This is a genomic window from Flexivirga sp. G2, assembly GCF_055397625.1.
On sequence record NZ_AP039675.1, the window covers coordinates 1349937 to 1364591 of the forward strand.

A 14655-nucleotide genomic window follows, 5' to 3' on the forward strand; every position below is an offset into this window, starting at 1 on the left:
TCAGGCGTCGTAGCCCTGTGCCGTCAGCGAGACGCGCACGATGTCGCGGTTCTCGGCGACGAGACGCACCAGCCCGGCGGGCGCGTCCTGGTTGGCCTCGAGCCATGCCTCGGTCGCGTCGATCAGCTCTTGGCTGGCCAGCGCGATCGGGTACATGAGCTTCACGATGCCCGCAGCCATCGCGTAGGTCCGCGAGTCCCAGACGTCGCGGAGTGCGGCGTGATAGCGCTCGACATACGGTTCGAGCAGCGCGGTGTCGTGCACGCGGCCGAAGCCGAGAGCGACCGCACGACCCGTTTCGTTCGGCAACGTGTCGGAGTCGATCAGGTCCTTCCAGGCCTTCTCCTTGGCCTCGGCGGTCGGGTATGTCGCCCGCGCGCCGGCAGCCCGTGCGATGCCGGTCGCGGTGTTGTCCGCAGCGAGCTGCTCGTCGATCTCCGCGTCGGTCGCTGCGCCGGCCGCGGCCAGCGACGTCAACAGCGTCCAACGCATATCCGTGTCGAGCGGCAGGCCGGCGAGAACCGTTGTGCCACTGAGTAATCCGCGCAGGTAGGCGACGTCGTCCGCGTGATGTGCGAACCGGGCGAACGCCTGGGTGTACTGCAACTGAGCGTCGCTGCCCGGCTCGGCGCCGGCCATCAGGGCGCGGAACGCCTTCGTCACGTGGTCGGCGGTCTCGGCACGCTGCTCCGGACGCAGGAACGATGTCGTGTTGCCGACGGCCCCCGAGGTCAGGAACGCCGTCGTCGCACCCGTCACCTGCGACAACAGCCCCATGCGGAGGTTCGAGTCCGTCTCGGCCGGCAGCGCGTCCAGCGCGTAGCGGATGTACTTGCGGGGGTCGAGCTCCCCGTCGCGGGTCATGTCCCACAGGGCGCCGAAAACGACTGCGCGAGTGAGGGAGTCGGCGATTCCGGAAGGGTTCGCCAACACCGTCTCCAGGGAGCGTGCGTCGAGTCGCACCTTGGCGTAGGTGAGGTCCTGGTCGTTGACCAGCAACAGGTCCGGCATCGGCTTGCCGACCAGCTTCGGGACGTCGGTCAGCTCGCCGTCGACGTCGACCTCGATCGATTCCTGCACGGTCAGCGAGCCGCCCGACAGGTGGTAGCTGCCGATCGCGAGCCGGTGCGGGCGCAGCGTCGGGTAGGCGGCCGGCGCGGTCTGCTCGATCTGCAGCTTGGTGATCACACCGGCGTCGTCCACCTCGACCACCGGGCGCAGGATGTTGGCGCCCGAGGTCTTCAGCCACAGCTCGCGCCAGTTTGACAGGTCGCGGCCCGACGTCGCCTCCAGCTCGCCGAGCAGGTCGTCGAAGGTCGTGTTGCCCCATTTGAACTTCGCGAAGTACGAACGCAATCCGGCCACGAAGGGCTCGATGCCGACATACGCGACCAATTGCTTGAGGACTGACGCGCCCTTGGCATAGGTGATGCCGTCGAAGTTCGCCTCGACGTCCTCGAGGTGGCGCATGTTGGCGTAGACGGGGTGCGTCGACGACAGTTGGTCCTGGCGGTAGGCCCAGGTCTTCTCCGAGCTGGAGAAGGTGGTCCAGGCGGTGTCCCACTCGGTGACCTCCGCCTGGCACCAGGTGGATGCCCACTCGGCGAAGGACTCGTTCAGCCACAGGTCGTCCCACCACTGCATGGTGACCAGGTCGCCGAACCACATGTGCGCCAGCTCGTGCAGCACGGTCAGCGCGCGACGCTCGATGAGGGCCTCGGACACCTGGGTGCGGAAGACGTAGGTCTCGGTGATGGTGACGCAGCCGGCGTTCTCCATGGCGCCGGCGTTGTACTCCGGGGTGAAGATCTGGTCGTACTTCGCGAACGGGTACGGCTCGCCGAACTGCTCCTCGAAGAATGCGAAGCCCTTCTTGGTGACCGCGAAAAGGTTGTCGGCGTCGAGGTATTCGCGCAACGACTTGCGGCAGTAGACCGCGAGCGGCACCGTGCGACCGGTTGCCTGCACCTCGTCGCGCACCACGTCGTACGGGCCGGCCACCAGGGCGGTGACGTATGACGAAAGGCGCGGCGTCGGCTCGAAGTGCCACGTCGCGGCGGGCTCGGTGGTGCCGGTGGGTCCGGTGTAGGTCTGCTCGGCAGTCTCCGGCTCGGGCGTCGGCTGGTTGGAGATCAGCTCCCAGCGGGCCGGCGCGGTGACGGTGAAGGCGAAGGTCGCCTTCAGATCCGGCTGCTCGAAGACCGCGAAGACGCGGCGGCTGTCGGCGACCTCGAACTGCGTGTAGAGGTAGACCTCGTTGTCGCTCGGGTCGACGAAACGGTGCAGCCCTTCGCCGGTGTTCATGTAGACACCGGTCGCGACGACGGTGAGGTCGTTGGACTCGGCCAAGGTCGGAAGAGCGATCCGCGCGCCATCGAAAGCCGTTGCCGGGTCGATGGATTCGCCATTCAGGGTGATCGACTCGACCGATGGTCCGAGGAAGTCGATGAACGTCGGTGCGGTGTCGGTCGCGGTGAAACGCACGCGGGATGTGGTGCGGAAGGTCTCGGGACCGGTGGTCAGGTCCAGGGCCACGTCATACGACTCGACGCTGAGTGAGGCGGCGCGACGCTGCGCTTCCTCACGGGTGAGGTTGGTGTTGGGCACTGCAAAGGCTCCGTCATCGAGGTGGGATGGGATGCCGTCATCCTCGCACGGGGCGCCGGTCAGCCGGAGGCTGAACCAATCGACTCAGGTCACGGCGGCGGGGGCGAGGAACGGGCCTTCGTCGCAGTGGCAGGATTGAGGCGTGACAACAGACGAGCGGCAGTCCGCAGAAATGTTCTTCGATCCGCTGTGCCCTTGGGCCTGGATGACGTCCCGATGGTTGATCGAGGTCGAGAAGGTCCGCCCGATCGACGTGACCTGGAGCGTGATGAGCCTGTCGGTGCTCAACGAGGGTCGCGACGACCTTCCGGAGAGCTACCGGGAGCTCCTCGACCGCGGTTGGGGGCCGGTGCGCGTGGTCATCGCCGCCGCGCGCGAGCACGGTGACGAATACAAGAAGAAGCTGTATGACGCCATCGGCACCCGCCTGCACCCGGGCGGCATGGGCGGGACGGACGAGGGTCAGCGCACGGCCGTCGCAGAGTCGCTCGCCGAGGTCGGTCTGCCGGCCGAGTTGATCGGCTACTACGACAACGTCCCCGGTGACGAGATCGACAAGCTGCTGCGCATGTCGCACGAGCGCGGCATCGGGCTGGTCGGCGAGGATGTCGGCACCCCGGTCGTGTCGATCGGCGACGTGGCGTTCTTCGGCCCGGTGGTCACGCCGGCTCCGAAGGGCGAGGCAGCGGGCAAGCTCTGGGACGGTTGCCTGCTGGTCGCCGGCACCCCGGGTTTCTACGAGATCAAGCGGACCCGCACCAAGGGTCCCGACTTCAGCTGAGGAGACACACACGATGCGGGTACACATCGGCGGCGACCACGCGGCATACGAACTGCAGCGGGCGCTGGTGACCTGGCTCGCCGAGGAAGGCCACGACGTGGTCGATCACGGCGCCACGGAGTATGACGAACTCGACGACTACCCGGTGTTCGTGCTGCGCGCCGCGGAGGCGGTCGCGGCCGAGCCCGATTCGCTCGGCGTCGTGCTGGGCGGATCCGGCAACGGTGAGCAGATGGCGGCCAACAAGGTCAAGGGCGTTCGCGCCGCGCTGTGCTACAACACCGAGCTGGCACAGCTGGCCCGACAGCACAACAACGCACAGATCATCTCCATCGGTGGCCGGTTCAACACCGTCGAGGAGTCCAAGGAGATGGTGCGGGTCTTCCTGGAGACGCCCTTCTCCGGAGTGGAACGTCACCAGCGCCGAATCGACATGGTCGGCGAGTACGAGAAGAGCGGTCAGCTGCCTCCCGAGGAGTGAGCGCGCACCCTATCTCATGGATTTGGCATGGGATGGGTAAGAAGTCAGTAAATTCTGTCGATCCTGTCCTCAGCGGCGGGTCAGGATTCCGACATGGCCATCGATCTCTCGCTTGCACCGCGGCGGCTCGCCCGCCCGTCGGCGGCGACTGTTCGACCCGGATCCGGCAGCGCCACAGGTGCACTCGTGTGCCTGGTGCTGTTGGTCGGGCTGGTCACTGTGGCGTGGCCGCGGGACGTGACCTTCGCCTTCTTCATCCCGCTCGCGGTCGCCGCACGCATGGTGCTGTCGACCCGACGGACGATGTGGGTGTTCGCCGCGATCGGCGTCGTCTACCTGATGAGTGCGCTCGACAGCGGAGGCTCCGAAGCGTTCGCGCTCGGGCTCGTGCTGGCCGCGACGATGGCCGTTGTGTCGGTGGTGGATCGGCGTCATACGCGGGCCGGCGTCACGACCGCGGTCGGCGGTTCGATGCTGATGGACCTGCGGGAGCGGCTACGGGTCCAGGGGCAGTTGCCCATCCTGCCTGCCGGCTGGAATGTCGAGTCGAGTGTGCAGCCGGCGTATGGCGATTCCTTCTCGGGCGACTTCGTCGTGGGCAATTGCCCGACGCGGGACCGGTTCGACCTGGCGCTGGTCGACGTCTCGGGCAAGGGCTGCACCGCCGGGACCCGTTCGCTGCTGCTGGGTGGCGCGTTCGCGGGTCTGCTCGGTGCGATGGAGCCGGACCGGTTCCTCCCCGCGGCCAACGACTACCTCATGCGGCAGGGCTGGTCGGAGGGTTTCGCGACGGCCGTGCACGCCTCTGTGGACCTGGCCACCGGCGAATACACCATCGGCTCGGCCGGGCATCCGCCGGCCATGCACTTCCGCGCCGGCTCGGGCCGGTTCGCACGGATCGACGGGGCTTCGGGCATCGCCCTCGGCATACTCGACCGGCAGTCGGCCGACGACTTCACCCGGGTGAGCGGGCGCCTCGAGCGCGGAGACGCGTTGTTGTTCTTCACCGACGGTGTCATCGAGCAGCCGGGCGTCGACCTGATGCAGGGCGTGGACCGGATGCTCGGTCATGCGGATCGGGCGTTGTCGGTCGGTGCGCGTGGTGCTGCGACCCGGATCTGCACGATGGGCAGCGGGGGACTGGCCGACGACCGCGCCGTTGTGGTGATCTGGCGCGAGTGAGCTGAACGTGCGGGGCCGTCCCGGCCACGACACAGCGAAGGGCCCGGGTGTGCACCCGGGCCCTTCGCGTTGAGTTCGGCGGTTCAGAGGTCGCCGAGCTTGTCCTTGGCCGTGTCTCCGGCGTTGTCGATCTGGTCGGAGAACTTGCCGCCGGTCTTGTCGTCGACGACGTCACCCGCCTTGTCGACACCGTCCTCGATCTTGTCCTGGTTGTCACCGGCGAGGTCGGAAATCTTGTCCTTGGCGCTGTCGAACAGACCCATTGGAATATCTCCTTCTGTTCGCCGTCGACCCCACGTCAACGGCTGGTCCTTGCACCCTCGCACATTTGGCGCAGCAGAGTCGAGACCCGTACGACCAATTTCTACCCACGAGTAGGTAAGCCCGAAAAGAACACCGATGTAGTCACGATGCGGGTCGCTCGATCATGGAAAAGGCGTGCAACGGCGGCGCGAGCGCTGGTAAGTCTGACGAAAGGGTGCCGACGGTCCACAGGGTGAAGCGACGATGCCGGCAGGGCGAGCGCCAGCGAGTCCTGCCGGAGGAGGAGCGGAGCCAAAAGGAGTCAGGCGACCGAACAGATGAACGGCCCGTGGCGACAAGCGCCACGGGCCGTTCATCGTGAGGGAGCGGGCGACGAGAATCGAACTCGCGTAATCAGTTTGGAAGACTGAGGCTCTACCATTGAGCTACGCCCGCGTGGTGGATGCGACCGCCGATGTGCGGCCCTGCTCACCGAGGCGTTAGCCTACTGCCCGCCCTCGTGCACGCCAAAACCGGCATGCGCGGCGGTGAAGTTGATGGAGCACAGGCACGGGGTATGGCGCAGCTTGGTAGCGCGTCCGCTTTGGGAGCGGAAGGCCGCCGGTTCGAATCCGGCTACCCCGACAGCTAGCATGACGTGTTAGTGCGGTGTACGACATCGCAGCAATGACGGGCTCCCAGTCCGGAGCCGTACCACCACCATTTTTGGAGTCCCTGCAGTGAAGAGTGCCGTCGAGAAGTTGGGTCCGACCCGCGTGAAGCTTTCCGTGGAGGTTCCCTACGAGGAACTGAAGCCGAGCGTCGACGAGGCCTACCAGGCCATCGGCTCGCAGATTCAGGTGCCGGGCTTCCGCAAGGGCAAGGTGCCGGCTCGGATCATCGACCAGCGCATCGGCCGTCCGGCGGTGCTGCAGGAGGCGATCAACGAGGCGCTGCCGACGTTCTACAGCCAGGCACTGGCCGAGAACGACCTGCGTCCGATGGGTCAGCCGGAGGTCGAGGTCACCGAGGTGCCGGTCGATGACCAGCAGCCGCTGAAGTTCGACGCCGAGCTGGACACGGCGCCGGAGTTCGACCTGCCGGACTTCTCGCAGATCACCGTCGAGGTCGACCCGCTGAAGGTGTCGGACGAGGACGTCGACAAGGAGTTCGACGCGTTGCGTGAGCGTTTTGGCACGCTGGCCGGCGTCGAGCGCGCGGCCGCTGACGGCGACTCGGTCACCATCGACCTGAAGGCGACCATCGGCGACGAGGAGATCGACGACGTCTCCGGCATCAACTACCTGATCGGTTCGGGCAACATGCTCATCGGCCTGGACGAGGCCTTGACCGGGCTGTCGGCCGGCGAGACCAAGACCTTCACCGCGCCGTTGGCCGGTGGCGACCACGAGGGTGAGGACGCCGACGTCACGGTGACGGTGCAGGCCGTCAAGGAGCGTCAGCTGCCCGAACTCGACGACGACTTCGCCCAGATGGCCTCCGAGCACGACACGCTCGAGGAGATGCGCGCCGAGGTCACCGAGCAGGTCGAGAAGGGCAAGCGTTTCGAGCAGGGGGTGCAGGCGCGTGACAAGGCGCTGGACCACCTGCTGGAGACCCTGGACCTGCCGCTGCCGGAGAAGATCATCGAGGACGAGGTGCACCAGCACCTGGAGAACGAGGACCGCCTCGAGGACGACGAGCACCGCGCGGAGGTCGACGAGTCGACCCGCAAGTCGCTCAAGACCCAGCTGATCCTGGACAAGCTCGTCGAGCGCGACGAGGTGCAGGTCTCCCAGGAAGAGCTGATCGAGTACATCGTCATGTCTGCGCAGCAGTACGGCATGGACCCCAACCAGTTCGCGCAGGTGCTGGACCAGCAGGGCCAGGTCCCCGCGATCATGAGTGAGGTCGCCCGCCGCAAGGCGCTCGCCTCCGTGCTCGACGAGATCAAGGTCGTCGACACCGACGGCAACGAGGTCGACCTCAGCGAGCTCGATGACGAGGACGAGGACGTCGAGGGCGCGACCGACGAGGCCGGCGCCGACGACACCGCCGACGAGTCGAAGGACGACGCCGAGTCGAAGGACGACGCGACCGTCTGAGCAGGCTCCCGGCATACCTCGCAGGTATGACGACACCACGAAACCCCTTCCGCGCCATCGGGCGAGGGAGGGGTTTCGTCGTCCGTCGGGCGGACTTGCGAGCCGACAATTCCGCCGTGGGCGAACAACGTCGGAACCGGGGACTTAGTCGGGGGGTGCGGGCGTTAGGGTCCAGTGAGATGACACATCATCACCAACGAACGATGGAGACGCGGTGAGCAACGCACAGGAGGTGTCCATGGCCACCGAAGGACAGATGGGCCTGGACGATCAGATTTACAACCGGCTGCTCAAGGAACGAATCATCTTCCTCGGCTCCGACGTCCGCGACGACAACGCCAACGCGATCTGCGCGCAGATGTTGCTTCTCGCGGCCGAGGATGCCGAGAAGGACATCTGGCTCTACATCAACAGCCCCGGCGGTTCGATCTCGGCCGGCATGGCGATCTTTGACACCATGAACTGGATCCCCAACGACGTCGCCACCGTCGCCATGGGTATGGCGGCCAGCATGGGCCAGTTCCTGCTGTCGGCCGGCACGCGTGGCAAGCGTTACGCGACGCCGCACGCGCGGGTGATGATGCACCAGCCGTCCGGCGGTATCGGCGGCACGGCCTCGGACATCAAGATCCAGGCCGAGCAGATGGTCTTCATCAAGAAGCAGATGGCCGAGCTGATCGCCGAGCACACCGGTCAGAGCGTCGAGCAGATCGAGAAGGACTCCGACCGCGACCGCTGGTTCTCGGCACAGGAGGCCCTCGAGTACGGCTTCGTCGACCACGTCTTCGAGAGCTCGACCGACGCACCGGGTCGGAGCAACTCATGAGCAACAGCTTTGGAGGACACATGAACTCGCCGTATGCCGGGCTGCAGGCCCCGCAGCCGAGCAGCCGCTACATCCTGCCGCAGTTCGAGGAGCGCACCTCCTACGGCATGAAGCGGTCGGACCCCTACAACAAGCTCTTCGAGGACCGCATCATCTTCCTCGGGGTGCAGGTCGACGACGCGTCCGCGGACGACATCATCGCGCAGCTGATCGTGCTGGAGAGCCAGGACCCGGACCGGGACATCCTGATGTACATCAACTCCCCGGGTGGTTCGTTCACGGCGTTGACCGCGATCTACGACACCATGCAGTACATCCAGCCCGACGTGCAGACGTTCGTCATCGGCCAGGCGGCGTCCGCCGCCGCGGTGCTGTTGGGCGCGGGCTCCCCGGGCAAGCGGTTCGCACTGCCCAATGCACGCATCCTGATCCACCAGCCCGCGATGGAGGGCACCGGCGGCACGGCCTCCGACCTGGAGATCACCGCCAACGAGGTGTTCCGCATGCGCGAGTGGCTGGAGGCAACCTGGGCCAAGCACACCGGCCGCACGCCGGAGCAGGTCAAGCAGGACATCGAGCGGGACAAGATCCTGACGGCCGAGGAGGCCAAAGAGTACGGCCTGATCGACCAGGTGCTGAGCAGCCGTAAGGCCTCGGCCCAGTAACAGAGCCATCCCGAGTGACGGCTTCCTCGGCGACCGACGGTCTGTTCCGGCCGTCACTCGCCGAGGAAGCCGTCACTCGGCGTTTGCAGCCGCGGTCGCGCACTGCGGCCGAAGGGCGCGCATTCCGCTGTCAGCGGACAGGCGTGACTTGACGCGCAACACCGGGTTTCAATGGAACCTGCGACGGTCCACGCAAGGTAGCGTCGGCCCGACGAAGTGATCGACACCCGCGACGCCGGGTGGCAGCACGACCGACCGGCACGACATACGCAGCACGGCATACGACTGGAGGGCACGTGGCACGCATCGGAGAAGGCGGCGACCTGCTGAAGTGCTCTTTCTGCGGTAAGAGCCAGAAGCAGGTCAAGAAGCTCATCGCCGGACCAGGTGTCTACATCTGCGACGAGTGCATCGACCTGTGCAACGAGATCATCGAGGAGGAGCTCGCCGAGACCTCCGAGCTCGGCCTGGAGCAGCTGCCGAAGCCGCGCGAGATCTTCGACTTCCTCGAGCAGTACGTCATCGGCCAGACCGACGCCAAGCGCGCGTTGTCCGTCGCCGTCTACAACCACTACAAGCGCATCCAGGCGGCCGACCAGCCCGCGGCGACCAAGAAGGACGGCCCGCCGGTCGAGATCTCCAAGTCCAACATCCTGCTGATCGGCCCGACCGGCTGCGGCAAGACCTACTTGGCGCAGACGCTGGCCCGGATGCTCAACGTGCCGTTCGCGATCGCCGACGCAACCGCCCTCACCGAGGCGGGGTATGTCGGCGAGGATGTCGAGAACATCCTGCTGAAGCTGATCCAGGCCGCCGACTTCGACGTCAAGAAGGCCGAGACCGGCATTATCTACATCGACGAGATCGACAAGGTCGCCCGCAAGAGCGAGAACCCGTCGATCACCCGCGACGTCTCCGGTGAGGGTGTGCAGCAGGCGCTGCTGAAGATCCTCGAGGGCACCACCGCGAGCGTCCCGCCGCAGGGTGGTCGCAAGCACCCGCACCAGGAGTTCATCCAGATCGACACGACCAACGTGTTGTTCATCGTGGGCGGCGCGTTCGCCGGTCTGGAGAAGATCATCGAGGGCCGCACCGGGCGGCAGGGGCTGGGCTTCGGCTCCGACCTGAAGACCGCCAAGGACCCGATGACCGGCTTCTCCGACGTGCTGCCGGAGGACCTGATGAAGTTCGGGTTGATCCCGGAGTTCATCGGCCGCCTGCCGGTCATCACCTCGGTCGAGCCGCTGGACCGCGAGGGTCTGGTCTCGATCCTGACCGAGCCGCGCAACGCCCTGGTCAAGCAGTACGAGAAGATGTTCGACATCGACAACGTCGAGCTGGAGTTCACCAAGGACGCCGTCGAGGCCGTCGCCGAGCAGGCGATGCTGCGCGGCACCGGTGCCCGCGGACTGCGCGCGATCCTCGAAGAGGTGCTGCTGCCGGTCATGTTCGACGTCCCGAGTGACGACGACATCGCCCGCGTGGTGATCACGCGCGAAGTCGTCCTCGACAACGTCAATCCGACGATCGTCCGCCGCGAGGCGCCACCGGCCCGAAAGCGCACGCAGCGCAAGGAATCCGCCTGATACGAGCGTAGGAACGCCCGGCCCGGTCACCGACCGGAGTCGGGCGTTTCCGTGTCCGGGTCGTCGGTCAGCCGGATGACCACCAGGACTGCGACGACGAGTGCGATCAGGACACCGGCCACGCCATACGGGATGAGCTGGTCGTTCGTCGGCTCGATCAACAGGGCGAGTACGGCGACCGCGGTCGTCGCCGTACCGACGAGGACGGTGCGGGGGACCCAGAGGGCGAGCACGGCCCGGGGGATGGGCGCCTGGTCGGGACCGCTGGCGGTCAGCGCCACCGCCACGTGCGCGATCAGCAGCAGCCAGGCGGCGGGCACGACCCACCACGACCCGTCGGCCATCCCGCTGGTGACCCATTGCACGAGCATCGCGCAGAGCAGGATCAGCCCGGCGAAACTCTCACTGTTGCCGAGTACGACCGAGCAGGCGACCAACGTCGCGAGCAGGCCCCACCACGTCATACTCGCGGCGAGGTCGGTGATCAGCAGCACCAGGATGGCCGCCGCGAGCGCCGTGGCCAGGGCGACCATCCGGTCGCGGTGCAACTGGACGATGCGGTCCATGCTGGGGAACAGGTTCATCGGCGCACCATCCGCGGTTGTGGCCGGGCGGACAGCCGTTCCAGCACCGGGTCGAGGCTTCCCGGTCCACGCCACGGGGTGACCGGCACCCCGTGCTGCTCGATCGCGTGTATCTCGCGTGCGCGCTCCAACAGCCGCAGGCGTACGGCGAGTGCCATGACCGGATCGTCCATCGGCAGGTCTCCGGGGAAGCAGTCGACGACCAGCACGGTCACGCCGCGCTGCGCGAGCTTGGCGGCCAGGGTCAACGGCATCGGGGAGAGCAACGGGCTGACGAGCAGCAGCACGCCACCGGGTTGCAGTCGGGTGTGAACAGCGGCCGCGCGGAACCCGGCCCCGGCACCGCGTTCGATCCGGCCGAGGCAGTCGATGATCCGGCGGCGATGCAGCGCGCCCATGCCGATCGGCACCCGGACGTCGTGCATGCCTCCGACGACCTCGATACCGACGCGGTCGCCGCGGCCGAGGAAATGTGTCGCCAGACCGGCCGACGCCCGCACGCCGAGGTCGAGGGAACTGGCGGTGTCGTCCTCCGGGTCCCCGGTGCCGTAGTCCGTCGATGCGTCCAGCACGACGAGAACCTCGGTGTCCTGTTCGGCGAACGACGTGCGTACATGCAGCGTGCCGGTGCGGGCCGAGACCGGCCAGTGGATCCGTCGCAACCGGTCGCCGGCCTGGAAGTGCCGGATGTCGGCGAACTCCGTGCCCTCGGCGCGGGTGTTGCTGCGGTTGACGCCGATCAGCCCCTGCGGATGGGGTAGTGCCCTCCTGCTGTCGAATGCCGCGGTGTCCGGCAGCGTCGTCATCTCGATGCCCGGCAGTCGTGCCGCGCCGTAGCGGAAACCGCCCCATGAACCGTAGAGCGCGACCCGGGTGCCGAGGATCTGGCGGGTGCCCCATCGGTCCGGTCGCCACCGCAGGGTGCGCAGGGCGTGTCCGTCCTCGAGCGTGCCGGCGATGGCGCCCGAGTCCGGCGTCATCGTGAGCATGCGCCGGTCGGCGACGAACAGCGCGAACTGCTCCGCCTCTTCGGCACCGTCGATGCGCACCGTCCAGGCCTGGGTGCTGCCCTCGACCGGTGATCTGGTCGAGGCCGTCCCGGTGATGTCGGGTATGGCGCCGGGGCGGGTCGCGAGTGTCCACACGGTCACGATCAGCAACGGCGTGCCGAGCACCAGCAGGTCCGGTCGGCCGAAGCCGACGGCGGCACCGATGAGGACCACCGCCAGCATCGCTGCCCGCAGGAATGCCGGCGTGACCTGCCAGCTGATGGCCTCGTCCGCGACGCGGGTGGTGCGGCTCTCCATGTGTCGCTCAGGCCTTTGCCGTCGTCGGCGCCGGCACGTTGTCGAGCAGGCCGCGGACGACGGTGGACGCGGTCACGCCACTCATCCACAACTCCGGCTTGATGGTGACCCGGTGGATCAGCACCGCCTGAGCGACGGTCTTAATGTCCTCGGGAGTCACGTAGTCCCGGCCGCGCACGACCGCGAGCGCCCGGCCGACCAGCAGCAGCGCGAGGGAACCTCGCGGGGAGGCACCGATCAGCACCTGTGCGTGATCGCGCGTCGCTGCGGCGAGGCGGACGCAGTAGTCGATCACCGAGTCCTCGACGACGAGCTGCTCGATCGCCGCCTGCATTCCGAGCAGCCCGGCGGCGTCGGTGACCGGTTCGAGGGTGATGTCCTCGTGCCGGCGCTGCATGCGGCGCCGGAGCACGTCGGTCTCTTCGTCCCCGGTCGGGTAACCGAAGCTGACTCGGGTCAGGAACCGATCCAGCTGTGCCTCGGGGAGTGGGTAAGTACCTTCGTATTCAACGGGATTCGCGGTCGCGATGACGTGGAACGGATGCGGCAGGCGGAAAGTCTCGCCCTCGACCGTGACCTGGCGTTCCTGCATCGCCTCCAGCAGTGCGGCCTGGGTCTTCGGCGGCGTGCGGTTGATCTCGTCGGCGAGCAACAGCCCGGTGAAGAGCGGACCCCTGCGGAAATCGAAAGTGGCGGTGCGCTGGTCGAAGATGAACGAGCCGGTGAGGTCGGCCGGCAGCAGGTCCGGGGTGAACTGGGCGCGGGCGAAGTCCAGCCCGAGCGTCTGTGCCAGGGATCGGGCGGCGAGTGTCTTCCCCAGCCCGGGATTGTCCTCCAGCAGCACGTGGCCGCCGGCAAGGACTGTCGCCAGGACCAGCTCCAGCGCGGCGCGTTTCCCGACGACGGCCGTGCCGACGCGGTCGAGGATCTGCTCGGCGCGTGCGGTCGTCTCGGCGATGGACGGTATGGCGGTGGATTGCTCGGTCACAGTGCCTCGATGCGGTTGATGATGTCGGTCAGGTTTCGATGTGTCACGAGTGGTGGTGGATCAGCCAGTAAGTAGTCGGCCAGGTGCGGGTCGGCGCCGGCGATCAGCGCATCGTCGTCCGGCACGCGCCCCATGCCGCTGGTGGTGGCGCTGTGCTGGAGCCGGTCGATCGTGATGTCGCGCAGAATGCCCTGCACGCTGCCCGCACTCGCGTTCGGCTCACCGTCGGCCTTCTGCACCGCCGCGTCGTCGATCAGCCGACGCAGGTAGCTGATCCGGGAGTCGGCACTGGTGCGCAGCCGCCGGCCGATCGGATCGCCGGCCCAGTCGGTCGGTTCCCAGGCGGCGCGGCGGTCGGTCGCCCACCAGCAGACCGCGAAGAGAGCGCCGAGCGCCGCGAGGATCCCCACCGGTTGTGGGTGCATCTGCAGCCAGCCGGTGAGCGCCCACACGACGACCCAGCAGATCAGCAGGGTGGCGGCCCGTCGCGGCCAGCTGCGCGGCCGTTCCGGGTCGAGACGAGGGGCGGGGCGCGTCATACCTGCGCCTTGGCGGTCGCGAGCAGTGACCGGTACAGCACGGACAACGCTTCCTGCGCGGCTGCCCGGTCCGGTTCGGTCGACGGATGCGCGGAGAAGCGGGCCTCCCGATAGAGCGCGCCGAGCGTTCGCAACGCGCGCCGGTCCACGTCGAGCGCGTCCAGCACCCGGATGGTGAGTTCGGCGGAGGTCTCACTGGGCCGTCGTGCGACGCCGACCTGTGCGACCGCCTGCTCCAGGTCGACCCAACAGGCGACGATGGCGTTCGACGGCGTGCCCTCCAGGATGAGGGACTGCTGGCGCCCGGCGGCCTCGGTGACTGCGTCGAGTACGGCGTCGTCCACCTCGGGCGGCGGCCCGTCGTGCTGGACCCGGCGCCGGTGTCGCCAGCGGCGGATGACGGATCGTACGACGGCAACCGTCACCCAGAGGACGACCAACAACAGGGCACCGATGATGGCGAACAGGATGATGTTGCCGAGCACCTGGTAGAGGCCGCTCGGTCGGTCACCCGAGGAGTTGGTGGGAGCCGAGCTGGAGGACGGTCGCTGCACCAGTGCGGTGAGTTTGGCGTGCCGGATGTGCAGGTTCGGATCCCGGTCGGGACTCTGCAGGATCGGCGTGCGCGACGCCGTCGTGACGACGATGAGCGCCATGAGAGCAAGCACGGTTCCTGCTGCCACGAGCAGTAACCGGCGATCCGCCGCCCCCCGCGGCGATCTGTCCACCCCAGATTCCACCGGTCCAACCTACGGCGCCGG

14 protein-coding genes and 2 tRNA genes are annotated in these 14655 nt (G+C 67.4%); 8 read left to right on the forward strand and 8 right to left on the reverse strand.

Annotated elements, in window-relative coordinates; genetic code table 11:
- On the reverse strand, positions 1-2607 hold the full coding sequence (gene pepN / locus ACZ50J_RS06620; RefSeq protein WP_464300474.1) for an aminopeptidase N: 2607 nt from the start codon (positions 2605-2607) through the stop codon (positions 1-3).
- Between the two features lie 142 nt (positions 2608-2749).
- On the opposite strand from pepN, the gene ACZ50J_RS06625 reads away from it, so the two are divergent.
- From ACZ50J_RS06625 to ACZ50J_RS06635, 3 genes are all read left to right on the forward strand, one after another.
- Positions 2750-3388: a mycothiol-dependent nitroreductase Rv2466c family protein gene (locus tag ACZ50J_RS06625; protein WP_464300475.1), complete on the forward strand. Its 639-nt coding sequence runs from the start codon at positions 2750-2752 to the stop codon at positions 3386-3388.
- A 13-nt stretch (positions 3389-3401) separates the two neighbouring features.
- Positions 3402-3869 carry a ribose-5-phosphate isomerase gene (locus ACZ50J_RS06630; RefSeq protein WP_464300476.1) on the forward strand — a complete coding sequence of 156 codons (468 nt, stop codon included), beginning with the start codon at positions 3402-3404 and terminating at the stop codon, positions 3867-3869.
- A 93-nt stretch (positions 3870-3962) separates the two neighbouring features.
- Positions 3963-5051, forward strand: coding sequence for a PP2C family protein-serine/threonine phosphatase (locus ACZ50J_RS06635; RefSeq protein ID WP_464300477.1), 1089 nt, complete (start codon positions 3963-3965; stop codon positions 5049-5051).
- Positions 5052-5134: 83 nt separating this feature from the next.
- Here the strand turns inward: ACZ50J_RS06635 and ACZ50J_RS06640 are convergent, their stop codons facing one another.
- Entirely contained in the window at positions 5135-5314 is a 180-nt protein-coding gene (locus ACZ50J_RS06640) for an antitoxin (protein ID WP_464300478.1), read from the reverse strand.
- Between the two features lie 365 nt (positions 5315-5679).
- Positions 5680-5750: transfer RNA gene (locus tag ACZ50J_RS06645), tRNA-Gly, on the reverse strand.
- Positions 5751-5865: 115 nt separating this feature from the next.
- Here ACZ50J_RS06645 and ACZ50J_RS06650 point away from each other — a divergent pair.
- The 5 genes from ACZ50J_RS06650 (at position 5866) to clpX (ending at position 10476) form a co-directional block, all read left to right on the forward strand.
- Positions 5866-5939: transfer RNA gene (locus ACZ50J_RS06650), tRNA-Pro, on the forward strand.
- A gap of 95 nt (positions 5940-6034) precedes the next feature.
- Positions 6035-7399 carry a trigger factor gene (tig, locus tag ACZ50J_RS06655; protein WP_464300479.1) on the forward strand — a complete coding sequence of 455 codons (1365 nt, stop codon included), beginning with the start codon at positions 6035-6037 and terminating at the stop codon, positions 7397-7399.
- Between the two features lie 238 nt (positions 7400-7637).
- Positions 7638-8225 (forward strand): ATP-dependent Clp protease proteolytic subunit, encoded by a 588-nt coding sequence (locus ACZ50J_RS06660; protein ID WP_464301324.1) that lies wholly within the window; start codon positions 7638-7640, stop codon positions 8223-8225.
- Positions 8222-8890, forward strand: coding sequence for an ATP-dependent Clp protease proteolytic subunit (locus ACZ50J_RS06665; protein WP_464300480.1), 669 nt, complete (start codon positions 8222-8224; stop codon positions 8888-8890). The genes ACZ50J_RS06660 and ACZ50J_RS06665 overlap by 4 nt, the downstream gene beginning before the upstream one ends.
- A gap of 296 nt (positions 8891-9186) precedes the next feature.
- Positions 9187-10476, forward strand: a complete 1290-nt coding sequence (clpX, locus tag ACZ50J_RS06670; protein WP_464300481.1) for an ATP-dependent Clp protease ATP-binding subunit ClpX — start codon at positions 9187-9189, stop codon at positions 10474-10476.
- 26 nt (positions 10477-10502) lie between these two features.
- Here clpX and ACZ50J_RS06675 read toward each other — a convergent pair whose 3' ends face one another.
- The 5 genes from ACZ50J_RS06675 to ACZ50J_RS06695 are packed head-to-tail and all read right to left on the reverse strand — an operon-like array spanning position 10503 to position 14577.
- Positions 10503-11060, reverse strand: coding sequence for a hypothetical protein (locus ACZ50J_RS06675; protein ID WP_464300482.1), 558 nt, complete (start codon positions 11058-11060; stop codon positions 10503-10505).
- On the reverse strand, positions 11057-12367 hold the full coding sequence (locus ACZ50J_RS06680; RefSeq protein ID WP_464300483.1) for a DUF58 domain-containing protein: 1311 nt from the start codon (positions 12365-12367) through the stop codon (positions 11057-11059). Before ACZ50J_RS06680 ends, ACZ50J_RS06675 begins: the two co-directional genes overlap by 4 nt.
- Positions 12368-12374: 7 nt before the next feature.
- Entirely contained in the window at positions 12375-13355 is a 981-nt protein-coding gene (locus ACZ50J_RS06685; protein WP_464300484.1) for an AAA family ATPase, read from the reverse strand.
- Positions 13352-13894 (reverse strand): hypothetical protein, encoded by a 543-nt coding sequence (locus ACZ50J_RS06690; protein ID WP_464300485.1) that lies wholly within the window; start codon positions 13892-13894, stop codon positions 13352-13354. The genes ACZ50J_RS06685 and ACZ50J_RS06690 overlap by 4 nt, the downstream gene beginning before the upstream one ends.
- Positions 13891-14577, reverse strand: coding sequence for a DUF4129 domain-containing protein (locus ACZ50J_RS06695; RefSeq protein WP_464300486.1), 687 nt, complete (start codon positions 14575-14577; stop codon positions 13891-13893). The genes ACZ50J_RS06690 and ACZ50J_RS06695 overlap by 4 nt, the downstream gene beginning before the upstream one ends.
- Positions 14578-14655: the final 78 nt, after the last annotated feature.